Annotated in this window: 19 protein-coding genes; 9 read left to right on the forward strand and 10 right to left on the reverse strand. The window is 57.6% G+C overall.

Translation table 11 applies throughout. The features are described 5' to 3' along the window. The first annotated feature begins 16 nt into the window (after positions 1 to 16). Positions 17 to 418, forward strand: coding sequence for a 30S ribosomal protein S9 (gene rpsI / locus BN3266_RS00980; protein ID WP_021659011.1), 402 nt, complete (start codon positions 17 to 19; stop codon positions 416 to 418). Positions 419 to 898: 480 nt separating this feature from the next. Beyond that, entirely contained in the window at positions 899 to 1,951 is a 1,053-nt protein-coding gene (locus tag BN3266_RS00985; protein WP_082671571.1) for a resuscitation-promoting factor, read from the forward strand. A gap of 119 nt (positions 1,952 to 2,070) precedes the next feature. Here the strand turns inward: BN3266_RS00985 and BN3266_RS00990 are convergent, their stop codons facing one another. Together BN3266_RS00990 and BN3266_RS00995 are read right to left on the reverse strand one after the other, a co-directional pair. Then, entirely contained in the window at positions 2,071 to 2,775 is a 705-nt protein-coding gene (locus tag BN3266_RS00990) for an ATP-binding cassette domain-containing protein (RefSeq protein ID WP_059003080.1), read from the reverse strand. A gap of 69 nt (positions 2,776 to 2,844) precedes the next feature. After that, a complete protein-coding gene (locus tag BN3266_RS00995; protein WP_059003082.1) occupies positions 2,845 to 3,957 on the reverse strand; it encodes a DUF3048 domain-containing protein in 1,113 nt (370 codons plus the stop codon). A gap of 226 nt (positions 3,958 to 4,183) precedes the next feature. On the opposite strand from BN3266_RS00995, the gene BN3266_RS01000 reads away from it, so the two are divergent. Both BN3266_RS01000 and BN3266_RS01005 read left to right on the forward strand, forming a co-directional pair. Continuing rightward, positions 4,184 to 4,912 (forward strand): ABC transporter ATP-binding protein, encoded by a 729-nt coding sequence (locus BN3266_RS01000; RefSeq protein WP_021661473.1) that lies wholly within the window; start codon positions 4,184 to 4,186, stop codon positions 4,910 to 4,912. Continuing rightward, the gene (locus BN3266_RS01005) at positions 4,909 to 6,234 is read left to right on the forward strand and encodes an ABC transporter permease (protein WP_059003084.1); all 1,326 of its coding nucleotides are present in this window, start codon (positions 4,909 to 4,911) and stop codon (positions 6,232 to 6,234) included. Before BN3266_RS01000 ends, BN3266_RS01005 begins: the two co-directional genes overlap by 4 nt. A gap of 73 nt (positions 6,235 to 6,307) precedes the next feature. Here BN3266_RS01005 and BN3266_RS01010 read toward each other — a convergent pair whose 3' ends face one another. Further along, positions 6,308 to 7,297 (reverse strand): 3-oxoacyl-ACP synthase III family protein, encoded by a 990-nt coding sequence (locus tag BN3266_RS01010; protein WP_059003085.1) that lies wholly within the window; start codon positions 7,295 to 7,297, stop codon positions 6,308 to 6,310. A 35-nt stretch (positions 7,298 to 7,332) separates the two neighbouring features. Continuing rightward, positions 7,333 to 8,166, reverse strand: coding sequence for a phosphatase PAP2 family protein (locus tag BN3266_RS01015; RefSeq protein ID WP_021661476.1), 834 nt, complete (start codon positions 8,164 to 8,166; stop codon positions 7,333 to 7,335). Positions 8,167 to 8,566: 400 nt separating this feature from the next. Between BN3266_RS01015 and BN3266_RS01020 the strand changes: the two genes are divergently transcribed. From BN3266_RS01020 to BN3266_RS01030, 3 genes are all read left to right on the forward strand, one after another. After that, positions 8,567 to 9,706: an iron-containing alcohol dehydrogenase gene (locus tag BN3266_RS01020; RefSeq protein ID WP_059003087.1), complete on the forward strand. Its 1,140-nt coding sequence runs from the start codon at positions 8,567 to 8,569 to the stop codon at positions 9,704 to 9,706. 175 nt (positions 9,707 to 9,881) lie between these two features. Next, positions 9,882 to 10,145 (forward strand): helix-turn-helix transcriptional regulator, encoded by a 264-nt coding sequence (locus BN3266_RS01025; RefSeq protein ID WP_059003088.1) that lies wholly within the window; start codon positions 9,882 to 9,884, stop codon positions 10,143 to 10,145. Then, on the forward strand, positions 10,129 to 10,539 hold the full coding sequence (locus BN3266_RS01030; RefSeq protein ID WP_154668917.1) for a hypothetical protein: 411 nt from the start codon (positions 10,129 to 10,131) through the stop codon (positions 10,537 to 10,539). The genes BN3266_RS01025 and BN3266_RS01030 overlap by 17 nt, the downstream gene beginning before the upstream one ends. A gap of 253 nt (positions 10,540 to 10,792) precedes the next feature. On the opposite strand, the gene BN3266_RS01035 is transcribed toward BN3266_RS01030, so the two are convergent. Further along, positions 10,793 to 12,091, reverse strand: a complete 1,299-nt coding sequence (locus tag BN3266_RS01035; protein ID WP_002586625.1) for a tyrosine-type recombinase/integrase — start codon at positions 12,089 to 12,091, stop codon at positions 10,793 to 10,795. A 107-nt stretch (positions 12,092 to 12,198) separates the two neighbouring features. Next, entirely contained in the window at positions 12,199 to 12,873 is a 675-nt protein-coding gene (locus tag BN3266_RS01040) for a helix-turn-helix domain-containing protein (protein WP_225363674.1), read from the reverse strand. 172 nt (positions 12,874 to 13,045) lie between these two features. On the opposite strand from BN3266_RS01040, the gene BN3266_RS01045 reads away from it, so the two are divergent. Next, positions 13,046 to 13,261 (forward strand): helix-turn-helix domain-containing protein, encoded by a 216-nt coding sequence (locus BN3266_RS01045; protein WP_002586623.1) that lies wholly within the window; start codon positions 13,046 to 13,048, stop codon positions 13,259 to 13,261. A 234-nt stretch (positions 13,262 to 13,495) separates the two neighbouring features. Then, on the forward strand, positions 13,496 to 14,932 hold the full coding sequence (locus BN3266_RS01050) for a MobA/MobL family protein (protein ID WP_002586622.1): 1,437 nt from the start codon (positions 13,496 to 13,498) through the stop codon (positions 14,930 to 14,932). Between the two features lie 53 nt (positions 14,933 to 14,985). Here BN3266_RS01050 and BN3266_RS13030 read toward each other — a convergent pair whose 3' ends face one another. From BN3266_RS13030 to BN3266_RS01060, 4 genes are read right to left on the reverse strand one after another with little or no spacing between them, the layout of a single operon-like run. Continuing rightward, a complete protein-coding gene (locus BN3266_RS13030) occupies positions 14,986 to 15,153 on the reverse strand; it encodes a cysteine-rich KTR domain-containing protein (protein ID WP_074141147.1) in 168 nt (55 codons plus the stop codon). 1 nt (position 15,154) lies between these two features. Next, positions 15,155 to 15,547 carry an arsenate reductase ArsC gene (locus tag BN3266_RS13035; RefSeq protein ID WP_070090297.1) on the reverse strand — a complete coding sequence of 131 codons (393 nt, stop codon included), beginning with the start codon at positions 15,545 to 15,547 and terminating at the stop codon, positions 15,155 to 15,157. 2 nt (positions 15,548 to 15,549) lie between these two features. Then, positions 15,550 to 15,927 (reverse strand): thioredoxin family protein, encoded by a 378-nt coding sequence (locus BN3266_RS01055; protein ID WP_059003093.1) that lies wholly within the window; start codon positions 15,925 to 15,927, stop codon positions 15,550 to 15,552. Between the two features lie 18 nt (positions 15,928 to 15,945). Beyond that, positions 15,946 to 16,959: a permease gene (locus tag BN3266_RS01060; protein WP_059003095.1), complete on the reverse strand. Its 1,014-nt coding sequence runs from the start codon at positions 16,957 to 16,959 to the stop codon at positions 15,946 to 15,948. Between the last annotated feature and the right edge of the window lie 12 nt (positions 16,960 to 16,971).

Here is a 16,971-nt window from a genome sequence, read left to right on the forward strand (position 1 = left end):
AAGGAGGAACGCATCCATGTACGATAAAACTCCCTACTACTACGGCACCGGCAGAAGAAAGAATTCGGTTGCGAGAGTGCGCGTCTACGACAACGGCACCGGCAAGATCACCATCAACGGCCGCGACATCGACGACTACTTTGGTCTCGAGACCTTGAAGGTCATCGTGAAGCAGCCCCTGGCCCTCACCGGCCTGGAAGGCAAGTTTGACATCGTCTGCACCGTCTCCGGTGGCGGCGTTTCCGGCCAGGCTGGCGCCATCCGCCACGGCCTGTCCCGCGCCCTCCTCCTGTTCGACGCCGAGCTGCGCGGCGACCTGAAGAAGGCCGGGTTCCTGACCCGTGACCCCAGAATGAAAGAGCGCAAGAAGTACGGCCTCAAAGCCGCCCGTCGCGCTCCCCAGTTCTCCAAGAGATAGTTTTTTCTCCGCTTTCGATCAGCACAGGCGAATTGCCTGTGCTGATTTTTTTGCGCCTTTTTGGCAGGATATATATGAATAAATATTCCATATTTATGAATGACAAAATGGGCGAAAAAAATTTGAAAAACAAAATGTACTATAAATACGAAAATATCCTGTTAGGATAATTTGAGGGGAAGAAATAGAGGGACAGGTTTCCAAAGATGCGGAAAAATCGTTCGACAGGAACCGGTCTGTTTTTTCCAAATGGCTTAACAATCGCATTTTTGCGCTAAATGTTACAAAATGGTTACAGCGAAAAACGGACCATGGCAGAGGAAACGAGAATGATTGGGGGGCTAAACGGGAATCCTTCCAGGTGAGGGGATTTTTCCTTCTGAAACGGCCCAAAGCCCGGTTTGACTGGGAAAATGGCCTTCGGGTATACTGAGACGTACTTTGGCAAAGGAAGCGATTTGCTTTGGTAAAGGAGAATCTATGATACAGAATGCACGAATGATTATAAAGCGGGTGGGGCAGAGCAGCCGGGCGCTGTTCTGCGCCAGCCTCCTGTTGGCGCTGCTGATCGTCTCGACCTTGGTCACCGCCAAGACCGACGTGGTCCTGGTCTCGGACAGCAGCCGCACCACCGCCGTCCTCTGTGTGGGCAGCGCCCCCGAGTCGATCTTGCAAAAGCAGGGCATCTCGGTGGGGCCCGGCGACCTGGTGACTGCCAAGTCCCACGCCGCGGGGGGACTGCAGAAGATCACCATCCAGAGAGCGTTCCCGGTGGCGGTACAGGCCGAGGGCGGTGAGACGGTGGTCTGGACCACCGCGTCCACCGTCCGCAGCGTGCTGGAAGCCGCCGACATCCCCCTGGGGGAGGAGGACGTGGTCGCCCCCGCCCGGGGCGAACTGGTGGAGGATGGAACGGTCATCTCCATCTCCCGGGTGACCTATGCCGAGGCCCAGCACACCGAAGAGGTGCCCTACGGCACCCAATACGAGGAGACCTCTCTTCTGGGGCCGGGGCGCACCCAGCTGCAGTCGGAGGGGCAAAACGGGGAGAAGTTGGTGACCACCCGCACCCGCCTGGTGGACGGGACGCCTGAGGGCGAGCCCCAGGTGGTGGCCGAGGAGATCACGGTGGAGCCGGTGGACGAGGTGGTGCTCAAAGGCAAGGAGCGGGCGATGGTCTCGACCCTGCGCTTTGGCGACGTGCCCATCGGCGACGACGGCATCCCCCTCTCCTACTCCCGGGTGATGAAGGGGGCCATCACCACCGGCTACAGCGTCAAGCCCGGCCAGGGGACGGCCAGCGGGCGCAAACCGGTGCCCGGCATCGTTGCGGTGGACCCGTCCAAGATCCCCTATGGGACGCGGATGTACATCGTCTCCAGCGACGGCTCCTTTGTCTACGGGTACGCCGTTGCCGGGGAGACCGGTTCGGCCATGAAGGAGGGGCGGGTGGACTTCGACCTGCTCTACGCCACCTATGCCCAGAGCTGCGCCCACGGCAAGCGGGCGCTGGACGTCTACTTTTTGGACTGAGCAAAACAAATGACAGGGGGCGCGCCCGCCGGACCGGCCGGGCGCGCCCTCTGCTTTTGTGTCCGGCGGCTGCGCGCGAAAAAAGGGCCGTCGGGCCCTTTTTGTATCGGTGTGGCCGGTCAGGCCAGCCGGGTGCCGCGCTGCGGGGGGGTGGCGATGTCTCCCACCAGCCGTCCCCCCTGCAGCAGGAGTTGCCGGGGGGCGCAGGCGGCCAGCTGCTGGTCGCGGGTGAAGAGGACGATGGAGAGCCCTTCTCTCCCCAGCTGGCGGAGAACGGCCCCCACGTCGGTGTGGGCGTCGGTGTGGCTCTCCCCCGGCTCCTCCACCAGCAGCAGGGACGGTTCGGCGGCGATGGCCCGGGCGATGACGGCCCGCCGCAGTTGGCTGTCGTTCAGGCTGTCCGGCAGGCTGCCGGCGCGCCCCTCAAGGCCGACTTTGGCGAGGGCGCGCAGGGCCATCTCCCGCCGCCGGGCGGTGGGGATGCCCCGGCTCATCAGGGGGTGGGAGACGTCCTCCAACAGGCTGGCCCCCTTTTCCAGGGGGGCCCACTGCAGGGCGAAGCCCATCTCCCCCCGCAGCCGGGCGAGGCAGCACTCCCCCATCCGGGTCACCTCTTCCCCCCGGAACTGGTAGCGGCCATGGGTGGGGGCCTCCAGCCCGCCCAAGATGTCCAGCAGGGCGGACTTGCCGGAGCCGGCCTCTCCCAGCACGGCGGTGAAAGACCCCTCTTCCAGGGCAAAATTGACGTCCCAGAGGGCGCGGACCTCCCGAGGGCCGCAGCCGTAGATTTTGGTCAGGTGGTTGACAGAAAGCAAACGGGACATACCATCTCTCCTTTTTTTCTTTGGAGATAGTATGCCCCGCTCTCCCCCGCGCAACGGGGAGAGGCACAATTATTCTGCTGCGGAGGAGGCCCCGGAAGAGGTGGTCTCGGGCGCCTCTGTCTTGCCGGGAGCGATGTCGAGGGAGGACTCGTTTTTGTCGCTGACGACGGCCACATAGGTCTTGCCGGCGTTGAGGGTCAGGGGCGAGCCGTCCTCTTTGGTAAAGGTGAGGGGGTCGCTGACCCCGCCCTTTTTCCACCGGATGGGCTCGTACTGGCCGCGGGTGAAGTAGTAGCCCGTCCCGCTGTCCAGGGCTACGTCCACGTGGCCGATCTGGTCGATGACCTGAATGGAGGTGTAGAGGAGCAGGGCGTTGTCAAAGGAGAGGGTCTCGCCGGTGGCGGCGTCGATGTGGGGCTGGCCGAACTGGTACTTTTCGTACCTGCAGGTGGCGGCGTTGTAGCGCAGGGTGTCGCTGACATACCCCGAGAAGGGGAAGGAGACCTCGTCGGCCTTGCCGTAGCTGGGGGCGTAGAGGTCGCCGCTGAACTTGGACTGCTCGCAGAAGGAGAAGCCGCAGCGGGGCGCGCCCGAGAGGCTGATGGACTTTTTGTCCAGCCCCTTTTGGATGAGCTCGCCCGAGGTGAAGGTGCAGTGCTCCCGCGAGTAGGTCTTGTGCCGCACCTCGTCAAAGGAGAAGGCCACGGTGGAGAGGGCCATCCCGTCCACCGTCTTGATGCCGTTTTTCTGCAGCAGGGCGTCGGCCTGGGTGCTGGTGCCGTAGTGGATGAGGGTGGCGTCGTGGCCGGTGGCCAACTCGATATAGACGGGCCGGGCCGAGCGCACCGAGCCGATTTTGGGCACCTGGCGCGCATCGGAGTAGATGGCCAGCAGCCGGGTGATCCCCCCCTCGGCCACCACCTCGTAGAGGATGTCGGCCTGCGCCAGCCCGTACTGGGGCAGGGCGGCCTTTAGGTTGTTGATCATCACCCCCACCGGCCGGTGGGTGGCGGCGTAGTCGTCGTCGACGCGCAGCCCGGTGAGGGGGTTGGTCGGCCGCAGGTCGACCTGGGGGGAGGAGATGGAGCCGCCCGCGGCGACCGCGCTCTCGTCCTTGTTGCAGCCGGCGAAAAGCCCCAGGGCCAGAAGACAGGCCAGGGCCGTGCAGAGTGCCTTTTTCATTCTTGTTTCCTCCAAATGTGAAGTTTGGTGGCTCTATTATACGCCCATCCCCCGCCCTTTGCAAAAAAATGAGAAAAAGAGGGGTTAAAGGAGAAAAATGACCAGCGCTGAAGGTGGCGCCGCAGGGGGTAGATATGCTATACTGTCTCTAAATCCGCAGATAAAAGCCGCCAAAGGCGGCCATTGCATGTTTGCCCCGCTGGGGAGAAGAGAAGAAGGAGAGCGTATGGAGAAGACACTAGAAGTGCGCCAACTGCGAAAGCGGTACGGCCAGGTAGAGGCGGTCAAGGGCATCAGCTTTGACGTGGGCAAGGGCGAGGTCTTTGCCCTCATCGGCCCCAACGGGGCCGGCAAGACCACCACCATTCGGATGATTGCCACCCTGCTGACCCCCACCGACGGGGACGCGGTGGTGGCCGGGCACAGCCTGCGCGCCGAGCCGGAGAAGGTGCGGGAATCCATCACCTACCTGCCCGACGAGGCGGGGGCCTACAAGTCCATGACCGGGATGGAGTACCTCAAGTTCATGGCGGGGCTGTTTGTGGCCGACCGGGAGCGGGCAAAGGCCTGCGTCGAATACGCGGTGGAGCGCTGCGGCCTGGGCGAGCGGCTGGGCGACAAGATCGGCACCTATTCCCGGGGAATGACCCGCAAACTGCTCCTCTCCCGGGCGGTGATGACCCGCCCGGCCCTGGCCATCCTCGACGAGCCCACCAGCGGGCTGGACATCATCAACGCCCTGGAGATCCGGCGGATGATCAAGGGGCTGGCCGCCGAGGGGATGAGCTTCCTCCTCTCCAGCCACAACATGCTGGAGATCGAGTTCCTCTCCGACCGGGTGGGGATCATCGACAAGGGGATCCTCCACGTCACCGGCAACTGCGAGGAATTGTTGGAGCGCTATCAGGCGCAAAACCTGGAAGAGGTATTTGAGAGGGCGGTGAGCGGCCGATGAGAAAGTTTTGGATCCTTTTGAAAAAAGAGCTGCGGGAGATGATCACCCTGCAGTCGGTCCTCTCCATCGTCCTCTGCGCGGGCATCTTTGTGCTGCTGGGCAACTTTATGGGCTCGGTCACCGAGGAGGCCGCCAAAAACGCGGGCGAGGTGGCTGTTATCGACCTGGACGACAGCGAGCTGACCCGGTCACTGCTGGGGGGGCTCGAGCAGTCGGGCTTTGTGGTGCACCGCACCACGAAAGCCTATGAAAACCCCATCGACTACGCCCGGGAGTTGGGCCGGCAGAGCGCCATCGTCATCCCCGAGGGGTTTGGCGCGGGGATCCTGGCCGAAAAGCCGGTGGCCCAGAAGATCCAGCTGTACAGCGAGATCAAGAGCGCGGCCGTCACCGCCAACATCTCCGCCGGGGTGGACAGCCAGGTGGTGCAGCAGCTGGGGGCGATCCTCTCCCGCACCCTGGTGGAGAAGGCGGGCATCGCCGACCCGGGCCCCATTTTGGAGCCGGTGCAGGCAGAGGATTACACCGCCGTGGGAGAACACACCCAGCAGGTGTCGGCGGGCACGGTGTCCGGCTTTCTCAGCAGCCAGACCATGATGGTCCCCATCATCGTCTTTTTGCTGCTGATGTTCGCCTCGCAGATGGTGGTCTCCACCATCGTCAACGAGAAAAATGACAAGACCCTGGAGACCCTCCTCTCGGCCCCCATCAAGCGCACCAGCATCCTCTCCTCCAAGATGATCGCCGCGGGGCTGGTCTCCCTCCTCAACGCGGCGGTGTTCATGGTGGGCTATTCGGGCTACATGGGCAAGCTGATGGGGGGCAGCGGCCAGAACGCCGCCGGCGAGGTGCTGAAGGCCCTGGGCCTCTCCCTCTCCACCGGGCAGTACCTCCTCATCGGGGTGCAGCTGTTCGCCACCATCCTCACGGCGCTGACCATCTCCATCCTCCTGGGCTCCCTGGCGCAGGACATCAAGGCGGCCCAGACAGCCATCATGCCGGTGATGGTGATGGTGATGATCCCCTACTTCATCTGCCTGCTGGCCGATGTCAACGGGCTGCCCACGGTGGCGCGGTTCCTGGTCTACGCCATCCCCTTCACCCACACCTTCATGGCCATCCCCAACATGATGTTTGGCAACTACCCCCTCTTCTTCTTTGGGCTGGGGTATCAGGTGGTCTTCTTCGCAGTCTGCATGTTTCTGGCTGTGCGGCTCTTTTCCAGCGACAAGATCCTCACCGCCAAGCTGCAGTTTGGCAAGAAAAAGAGCGCGGGAAAGAAACCCGCCTTCACCGCCCTCGGCAAAAAGAGCGGCCGTTAAAAATCGCCGCAGGCGACAAAAAAGGGCGCTGGACCAGATGGTCCAGCGCCCTTTTTGTGCGGGAGAGAGGGGGTCACCACTCCACCAGGCAGCCGGCGTAGACCAGCCCACCGCCAAAGCCCACCAGGCAGATCTTGTCCCCCCGCTTGAGGAGCCCTTCCCTGCTGGCCTCGGCCAGGCAGATGGGGATGCAGGCGCTGGACATGTTGCCGTAGCGGTCGATGTTCAGGTAGAAGCGCTCAAAGGGCAGCCCCAGGTTCTGGGCCGCCGTCTCGAGGATGCGCCGGTTGGCTTGGTGGGGAAAGACCCAGTCCAGCTGTTCCAGCGGCAGCCCCGCCCTCTCGCAGACGGTCTTGACGCAGAGGGGGAGGACGCGGGTGGAGAACTTGTAGACCTCCCGCCCGTTCATGTGCAGGGCATGGCCCGCCGACGGGCCCCAGCCGTCGCCCAGGGGGTCAAAGGGCTGCTGGCGGAAGGGGCTGGTGGGGGCGACGCCCCGGGCAAAGAGATGGCGGCCGCCGCTGGGGTCCGACCCGGCAAAGCTCTCGTAAAGGCTGTCGGCGGCGCGCAGGACCACCGCCCCGGCCCCGTCGCCGAAGAGGACGCAGGTGCCGCGGTCGGAAAAGTCAGTCAGCTTGGTGAGCATCTCGCTGGAAACCACCAGCGCGCAGCGGTACCGGCCGCTGGCCAGGTAGTGCTGGGCCAGGTCGACGGCGGCCACAAACCCGGCGCAGGCGGAGTTGACGTCCAGACAGAAGGGGCTGTCGAGCCCCAGCTCCCCCGCCACCAGGCAGGCGGTGGCGGGGGTGAGGTAGTCGCCGGTGACGGTGGAGCAGACCACCAGGTCGATTTCGGCAGGCGCGACCCCGGCGTCCTTCACCGCCTCTTTGGCGGCGCAGGCCGCCATCTGCCAGGTGGCCTTTTCGGTCTCGACCCGGCGGGTCTTGATGCCGGTGCGGGTGGTGATCCACTCATCGCTGGTGTCCACGATCTGCGCCAGGTCGTCGTTGGTGACGACCCGGTCGGGCAGGTATTTTCCGGTGCCGATGATTTGAATTCCCATGATTATTGTCCTTTCCCATCAGTTGTTTTGGCAGTTTAGAGACGCATTTTTTTGAAGAGCAGGGGGATGAAGCCGACGGCGGCAAAGACCATCGTGCCGTAGCGCAGAGCGCCCCCCACAGCCGTCTGGGGCAGGACCAGGGAGAGCCCCCAATCCAGCAGCCAGAGGAGCAGGGCCCCCAGCAGAACCCGCGCCAGCTTTTTGAGCAGGGAGGTCTCGCAGGTGAAGCGGACGGCCGCGTCCTCAAACCAGGCGCCGGCGGCCAGCCCCACAAAGGCGCCGGTGAGCTTGTAAAACGCGGCGCTCCCCTTGGTGGGCCAGGCCAGCAAAAAGAGGGCCGCGGCCGCCACTGTAAAGAGGAGCCAGGGGCGCTTGGTGGTGATGAAGAGCCGGTAGCAGACCTCGGACACCAGCATTGCCAGCAGGAAGCCAGCCACCACGTCGGTGGGCCAGTGCAGCCCCAGGTAGAGCCGGGAGAGGGCCACCGCCACCCCGATCACCACCGCCACAGCCAGCATGGATTTTTGCTTGACGAATTTGTAGATGGAGTAGAGCAGGGTGACGGCCCCCTGGGTGTGGCCGCTGGGCATGGAGGAGCCACCGGCGGTCTGGGTGCGCAGGCTGCGGACCCCCGGCTGGCCGATGGGCCGTCCCCTGCCGACAAGGGCTTTGATCCCGGCGTTTACCCCCTGGGAGGTGAGGCTGGAAAAGGCCAAAAAAAGCCCCATCTTCTTGTTGTAACAGTAGTAGATGACCAGGATGGGCACCAAAATGGCCACCGGCTCCCCCAAAACGGTGATGGCGAGGAAGACGTTGTCCAGCAGCGGGGTGGCAAAGCGCTGGATAAAGTGCAGGATGGACAGTTCCAAAAGCGGTTCCCCTTTTCAAAAACAGACTGCTATTATGATACCACAGGGGCGATGGCTTTTCAAAAAAAGAAAGGGGAAAGATCGGTCCTTTCCCAAAATTCCCCCTCCTGCGCCGGGGGGTGTGGTATAATGGCAACAAAGTGGCATCATACCGGGGGCGGCCGGGCAGACGCGCAGACGCCGTATGCACCCCGCCTCATGGGCCAATGCGGCTATGCGCTCGGCGCTTGCGGGATTGGTGCCGCGGTGCAGCCGTCATGCCGAAACGGCCGGTCGTCCGGTGGGTGGACCGCGGCTGTCCCTGTCCGGCGGTCCGATTTCACCTGGGGATACGATGGCCGCGAATGACCGCGCCGCCGCCCAAGGGCGGGTCGCGCGGCGAGAGGAGGAATCTGCTGTGATGCGTTCGGTGAATTTTTACATGCCGGTCCAGGTGTATTTTGAGAGCGGGTGCGTGCTGCTGCACTCCCAGCAGCTGGCGTCTCTGGGGGACAGGGCGCTGCTGGTCACCGGCAGGAGCGGGGCGGCCAAGAGCGGCGCCCTGGAGGACGTGTGCACCGCCCTGAAGATGCACCGGGTGGAGTGGGAGGTCTTTTCCCAGGTGGGGGAAAACCCCCTTGTCTCTACCTGCAAGCGGGCGGGCGAGGCGGCCCGGGCCTTTGGCGCCGACTTTGTGGTGGGCATCGGGGGCGGTTCGGCCATGGACGCGGCCAAGGCGGCGTCCATCTTTGCCGCCAATCCCCAACTGGACGAGAGCGCCCTCTACGACAGGGAGTGGCAGACCCCCGCCCTGCCGGTGGTCTGCGTCCCCACCACCGCCGGCACCTCCAGCGAGCTGGACCAGACGGCGGTGCTGACCATCGACGAGATCGGTCGCAAGCAGAGTGTCGGGCGGGAGGACACCTTCCCCCGCCTGGCCCTCATCGACCCCAAGTACACCTATTCCCTCCCCTACCGGCAGACCGTCTCCACAGCGGTGGACGCCTTCTGCCACGGGGTGGAGAGCTATTTTGCCCAGAATGCCGACAGGGTGAGCCGGATGTTTGCCCTGCGGGGGATCGAGCTACTCTACGAGGGGCTCTGCCGTCTGGCCGACGCCTGGGAGGACAGCGCCCGGGGCGCGGCGGTGGAGATCCAGCCCCAGCTGCGCGACCAGATCAGCGAGGGCTGCCTCTGCGCCGGTTTCTCCCTCAACCGCTGCGGCACCTGTTTTCCCCACCGGCTGGGCTATCTGCTCACCGAGCGTTACGGCATCCCCCACGGAACGGCGTCGGGCGTCTTCCTGCCGGCCTTTATCCAGCGGGCCAAGAGCTGTTCACGGGAACTGTTCCGCCCCTTTTTAAAGGCCCTGGGCGAGCCGGACGAGCGGGCGGTCTGCCGGCTTTTGCAGCGGTTTTGCCGCACCGGCTGCACCATGACGGCGCAGGAGGTGGAGGGCTGCCGCAGCCGCTTCGAGGCAGTCTCCAACTTTCACCGCACCCCCGGCGGCTACACGGCGGACGAGGCGGTGGAGCTGCTCCGGACCATGTTTGTCAAATAGCGGCCATCCTTTGGGGCCGGGCGAGATCGCCCGGCTTTTTTGTGCCTTCCGGCGGACGGCCGCGCAAAAAAAGAACGAAAAAAGGGAAAATTCGTAGAAAATGTAAAACGGGCGTTGTAGACGGAGGGAGGACAGGGCGTTATAATGGGGCAAACGAACAGAGGGGGGAAGCCGGATGGCAGAGAAGAAGACGGCGCGGGAGCCGGGGTACTTTGGCAAGAATTTGGCGGTGATCCGCGCGGCGCTGCACCTGTCGCAGGAGCAGCTGGGGGAAAAGGTGGGGCTCTCCCGCCAACAGGTTTACCGCTATGAGCAGGGATTGGCCTTTGAACCGCTGCACTCGACGGTGGAGAGGGTGGCGGCCTTTGCCGGGGTGAGTCAGGAGCAGCTGACCCACGCCCTTTTGCGGGAGGGGGATATCCATGTCGATGGCAGGTGAGATCCGGCGGGCTGCCCGCCATGTGTACGCCGACGGCCGGGCGCACGAAAACGCCGAGGTCAGGGACGAGCTGGCTCGGCGGGGCTTTCCCGTGCCGTCGGACAGCGCGGCCCTGCGCTCGGTGCTGCACCAGATGAAGGAACAGGGGGAGATCGAGCTGTTGCGGCCGGGGGTCTACCGCCTCGCCGCCGCAGTAGAGGGGGACGAGGCGTCGCCCGCCACCCCTTTCTCCCTGGAGGAGCTGGCGGCGGAAAAACGGCGGCTGGAGCGGACCATCCAGGAAATCAAGGCCTTTGACTGGCTGCGCTGCAGCGACGCCGAGCTGCAGCGGGCGCGGGAGAAGGCGGCCCTGCTGCGGCAGATGGCCGACCTCCTCCGGCGTGCGGACCTGTAAGTCAAACCCTAGAAGGGGATGACGCCGGCAGGCCACCCGAGAGGCAGGGAAGGTTTTTCGCCTGTGTCGCCTGCCCCACAGCCTGTAAACGGGCAACTGCGCACTGGGAAAATATTTTGTTGCTGTAAATTCCCATTTAACTATCTAATCCTCAAAAACCATTGATTTTTCAAGGCTTCACGCCTGTTTTTCATTCAAACCTTATCTGTTTGCCCTTGTTTTTGCCCTTACGAGCCGAAACAAGGGCAACTTTTTATTCCCCGCCGACCACCTTATCCAGCAGCCTTGCGGAAGTGCGCTTCGCTTCCCTTGTAGAGTGAGCGTAGATGTTCATTGTGGTACTGACATCGGAGTGTCCGAGAAGTTCCTGCACATCTTTCGGCTTTGCGCCGCCGGAAAGCAGATTGCTTGTGTAGGTGTGACGGAGCGTGTGGAAATGGAAATCTTCAAGCCCTTTCACTTTCTTCTTTGCCGCCCTGCACATAATCCCTACCGTACTCGGCGCTTCATACGCCCCGTCTGCTCTCAGGCAGACAAAGGAGATTTCCTTGTAATCCTCCGGGACTTCCTCTGTCCTTTGCAGGCTGTAAACCTCATAATAGGTGCGCCCTTTTTCCTTTACTTCTTTGTAGTAGTTCAGGTGATAAAACTCCCCGTAGCGGAAACGGTTTTTGCGCTGTTCTGTTCTCGCCGCCCGCAGGATTGCCGCCAGCGTGTCGCAGAAATCAACGGTGCGGACTTTGCTCCGTTTTGTCGTTCCCACTTCGGTTGTGTGCCTTGTTCCGTTATAGCGCATGCTTCGGCGTACCGTGAGATATTGTTCCTCAAGGTTAATATCCTGCCAAGTCAAGCCGCATACTTCCCCGATACGAAGCCCCGTGTAGTACGCTATCTGCACAGGCAGCAAGGCGGGATTATCTTTTGCCTTGAGAAATTCCTCCAGCTTTTGGAACTGTTCATGGGTGATAGTAGGAATACTGGAAGTATCTTCCTCACTGTCCGAGAAAATATCCGTTTCCTGCTTCCTGCCCCTCAGCTTCACATACTGCATAGGGTTAAAGGTAATCAGTTTTTTCGGGAAAACCGCAAAGCGGAAGGAATTTTGCAACACCGCCGAGAACAGGAGCATATATCCTTTGCTCATGGGCTTTGAAGTTGTCCCGTCCGGGTTTGTCCCACCGTAGCTCAGAAAATCAATGAACGCCTGCAAATGGTCGGCGGTCACGGTTTTCAGCTTGCGTTTGCCAATGGGATATTGCTTGATACGGTTGACCGTTCCCTGATAGGACATGACCGTCCCGTTGCTTAAGTTGCCGGGTTTCAGTTCTTCCTCTACCCACATATCCAGCATATCGCCTACCGTGATGTTTTCCGCTTTCCCGACAAACTGCTTTTCCTCATAGTCCGCTATCGCTTTGCGGAGCATGGCTTCTGTTTCCGCCTTGCTCTCTGTGCCTGCAAACTCTTTCTGCACTTTTCTGCCGCTTTCATCTTCAATATAAAAGCGTCCGTACCACTTTTTGCCTTTCTTTCTTACAGAACCTTTTGCCATAGATAAAAAACTCCTTTCTATCCGTGGCAATCGGGACTGTGACATATGGTGTGCGTAAAGTAATTGTGTCACTTCCGCCAGTGAAAGTCAACTGGCGTCTTTACTTGTCAAGGTGCCACGGAATTTTCTTTTTCGGAAAGCCTTTCTTCGGCTTCCTCCACTATCCCGAAAAGTGCGCCCATCGACATTCTTGTGCGCCCCTCATCGTGGATATGTAAAATCCCGTCTAAAAACCGTTTCATATCCTCAATCGGTACTTCCATCTTCTTGCGGTATACCTGTTCCATGATTGCCCCGGACTCTATGGCGTACCGTCCAAGAGACTCTTTCAGCCCTTTGTCCTCCGCCACACGGTCAACTTCCTCCATAGCATCAGCAAAGTAGCAGGTCATAACCGTATACAGGTCAACCATCTTGCCGAGAAATGTCGTGAGAAGCTGCTGGTGCGGCTCGCCCTTTACTGTATAGGAAACTGTGTCCAGATATTTCCTGATGTGTTCCTCAATATCCCGCTGGCAAAGAGTATAGGTGTCATATTCCTTATCATCGGAAAGACCTGTCAGCCATTCGGGAGTTGTGAGCAACGCTTCCGCAAGACCGTTGATAACCATTGTGCGCTTCGGATCAACTCCGTCCGCTTCATACCGCTGAATGGTGGATTTGTTCACGCCTACACGCCTGCCAAGTTCCGGCATGGTAATGTTTAACTCTGTGCGGCGTTCCTTAATCCTCCTACCGACCTGTTTTGCGGTGAATGTGGTTTCTTTTTTCAAGGTGTTCACCTCCTGACTGGTATCAGTATAACACGCCGATACTTATTTTGCAACCTTTATCTCAATGAAAGTTGTAAATAAACTATGAATGGTTGCAAAATAGGTTGACAAGAGATGGCAGAATAAGTATAATGATAAAACAGTAGTTGCAAAATGAGTATTCTAAAAGGAGGTTGATAGAATGAGCGCAGTCAAAATGGGACTTACCATAGAGGAAGCCGCAGAATGTACGGGTATCGGCAGGAACACCATGCGGAAGCTGGTGGAATGGGGAAAGCTGCCCGTCCTCAAAGTGGGGCGCAAGACCATTATCCGCAGGGACACGCTGGAACGGTTTCTGACGGTCAATCAGGGAAGAAATCTTCTGAAGCCCGATGATGTCCGCAGAGTGGAATGACCATCCATTCTCTTTTCGGAAAGTAACCCTAAGCCCTCGGCGTTTGAGAGCGAAATACACCCCTCGCACAAATCTTCGATTTGTACTCCGGGTATTTCGCCCTTGCAGGGGGCTTCCGTATCAACCGCCTGCGGCGTATGATACGGGGCTGTCACCGCTGCCGCAGCGACAGCCACAACCGTAAACGGTTGCAAAAAAAGGACGCACCTTGACAACAGAAAACGGAGATGATGTATGCCGAGACACAGTTTTATCCAGATGTCAAAACTGCCCAATGTCAAAGGGCGAATATCGTATATTACAAGCCATGCAAGGCAGGAAAATCTCTATGCCACCTACCGCACCGCCGACAGCACCTTTTGGAGCAACCTTGCAAGGGAAAGCCAGCAGGAGTTTCAGCGCAGCGGCACAGAGGGCAAATGTATCGAAGCAAGGGAACTGATTATCGCCTTGCCCGAAATCTATACGCAATACGAGCCGCAGCAGGTACTCACGGACTTTACAGAGGAGTTCCGCAGGCGGTACGGTGTGGAGTGCGTGTCCGCCCTCCACCACAACAAGCGCAAGACAAATTATCATATCCATCTGATTTTCAGCGAGAGGAGGTTGCTCCCCGAACCTGATGTAAAGGTTGCTTCCCGCAGCGTGTTCTTTGACGAGACTGGAAAGCGTGTCCGCACCAAAAAGGAAATCACGGGGGAGGACGGGCAGATACGGAAAGGCTGTACCGTCATCAAAAAAGGCGAGGTATACGAAAGCCATCTGTTTACTACCAAAGATACACGCTTTAAGGGAGAGCCTTTTCTCCGAGAGATAAAGGAAGTGTATACAGAACTTATTAACTGCCATATCTCCGATCCTGAGCAGCACTTAAAGGTATTTGATAAAAACAGCGTCTATCTTCCGGCCAAGAAAATCGGCAAAAATAATCCCAAAGAGGACGAAATCAAAGCCGATAATGCCGCAAGGCAGGAATGGAACAGGACAGCGGATATGGCGTTATTATCAGGTATCTCCGAAGCAAAGATTTTAGAAGTCAAGCAGACAGAGATACACGAAAAGGCGAGCCAGTCTATCAAAAGCAAGGGCTGGCTGCCGGGTCTGTTCCGCAGTATCGTAAACAAGGCTAAGGACTTCCTGCAAAACTTAATCCGTGAACACGATATGCCGCCGAAGCCTGTCCTTGAAATAGATATGGCAGAGTTCCGTACCATGCAAAAGCTGATGATAAAGGCGCAGGATAAGGCGAAAGAAATCCGGCATTTGCAGGATACGGTACTTCCGAAGCTGAAACAACAGCTTGCCGATACAAAAGGGATTTTCAAGGGTAAGGAGCGCAAGGCGCTCACAGAGCAGATACAGCGGACAGAAAAGGAAATCGCTGAAAAGCTGGATAAACTGCCCGATGTTCTGAAAGAGGACGGTTATCCCGATGTGCAGGCGTACATGGCAACCTACCGTAAGGCGGAGGCTGTTGTGGAGCAGTTCAATCGTGACCTTGCCGCATGGGAGCAACAGGTCAGGGAAAAACAGAAACCCGCCAAAAAAGAGCAGGCAAAGCCGCCTGAACGAGAGAGCGTGCTGAAACGCCTGCGTCAGCTTCAGGCGGAGGGTAAGCAGAGAAACCAGCCGAGACAGAGAAAGAAATCCTTTGACAGAGACAGCCGATAGGCACGAAAAACCGCCGCTATGGTATCACCCATGCGGCGGCATACATAAAAATCTTATTTGTGTTCTGCAAGCGTGACTTTCATATCCTGAGCATTGATGCTTGTTTCCTTTTTGCACTTCGGACAGTAGAGAGGGAAGTTTCTTAATTCTGTATCTTCCCGTATCATTGTGCGAGTTTTATTGCCGCAGATAGGGCAATATATCCATTCTGTGGCTTTCATGTTACTTTTCTAATTTCAAGTCTTTTATTTTTTGAGATATTCTCTCAATGACCTGTATAAAACATTCATCACTTTTGCCCGTCGGATCGGGAAGTCCCCAATTATCATCAAACGCTCTACCGATATAGGGACAGCCGACATCACACCCCATTGAAATCGCAATATCAGGCGTGGGAATTTTATCAATCGTCTTGCTATACTGGCTTTTCTCCATATCTATCCCATAAAGCTGTTTCATAAGCCGCACAGCATCCTGATTGATTTGTGGTTTTGTTTCTGTTCCAGCAGAATAGAAATCAAACTTATCTCCCGCCAAATGTTTTCCAAGTGCTTCTGCAATCTGACTGCGGCAGGAGTTATGCACACAAATAAAGGCTACCTTTTTCTTATCCATCATTAAAACCCCAGCTTGTGCAGCAGAGCAACTACATCAACGGCTTTCAAAACCTTGCCCATAGCAACAACCTTTTCATTGACAACAAGGGCAGGCATACTCATAACCCCGTATTCCATTACTTTCTGCATGTCGGTAATGTATTCGACCTCTACGGAAAGTCCCATATCCTTTACCGCCTGTTTTGCGTATTCAAATTGTTCGTGGCAGGATTTGCAACCTGCTAACACTTTGATACAGCAGATTTCTCCCTCTTTCAAATCAGGACAGCAATCGTTTGTAATGCTTTCTGCTTCGCTGGCAGCACAACCGCAGCTACAAGCGCAAGCAGGTGTTTTCTTTTCTTCTTCCTTTTTCTTCCCAAAGTTAAATAATGCCATAATAATAACCTCCTAAAATTAAACAATTAAATATTGTATTGCGTTGAAAAGATAGCCTACAATAATAATACCAGCAGCACATATTCCAATGAAAATACCAAGCAGTTTCGGCTTAACTGCTTTGCGAAGCATAATTATTGAAGGGAGCGAGAGCGCTGTAACGCCCATCATAAAGGAAAGCACAACGCCGAGCAAAGCGCCCTTTGCCAGCAGAGCCTCTGCAATCGGGATTGTACCGAAAATATCCGCATACATCGGAATACCGACGATTGTCGCAATAATTACGCCGAACGGATTGTTGTCGCCAAGCGTTTTGACAATAAATTCTTCAGGAATCCAGTTGTGAATGAAAGCACCAATGCCCACGCCAATCAGAACATAAGGAGCAACCTTTTTAGCGGTTTCAACAACCTGTTCCCACGCAAATTTCATACGGTCTTTGAAATGCAGCTCCTCCTGCGGAACATCAATTGAGTGACCGTTTCGGATATATTCTTCCACTTGATTATCGAGGTGCAGCTTTTCAATTATCGTTCCGCCAGCCACAGCGATTACTAAACCGAATATTACATATAAAACAGCAACTTTCCAGCCGAAAATACTCATCAGTAAGACAAGGCTTCCGAGGTCAACCATCGGCGAAGAAATCAAAAAGGAGAATGTAACTCCAAGTGGTAAGCCTGCGCTTGTAAATCCGATAAACAGCGGAATAGAGGAACACGAGCAAAACGGTGTTACCGTACCGAGCAGAGCTGCGATGATATTCGCCCATATGCCGTGAAATCTGCCGAGTATCTTTTTTGCTCTTTCGGGCGGGAAATAACTTTGAATATACGAGATAATCAAAATCAAAACGCCAAGCAGTACCATAATTTTTATGGTATCATAGATGAAAAACTGAATACTCGCTCCTATTTTGCCCGTGGTATCTAAACCGCAAGCGTTCAAAATTGTTTCAATGAGACGATTCAGCCAGTTCATACCGAGGACTTCATTTTTAAAAAAGTCCCAAATTGTTTTTAGTGTCTCCATAAAAAGCCCCTT

Origin of the sequence: Bittarella massiliensis (ex Durand et al. 2017) (assembly GCF_001486165.1) — a bacterium.
Classification (GTDB): domain Bacteria; phylum Bacillota; class Clostridia; order Oscillospirales; family Ruminococcaceae; genus Bittarella; species Bittarella massiliensis.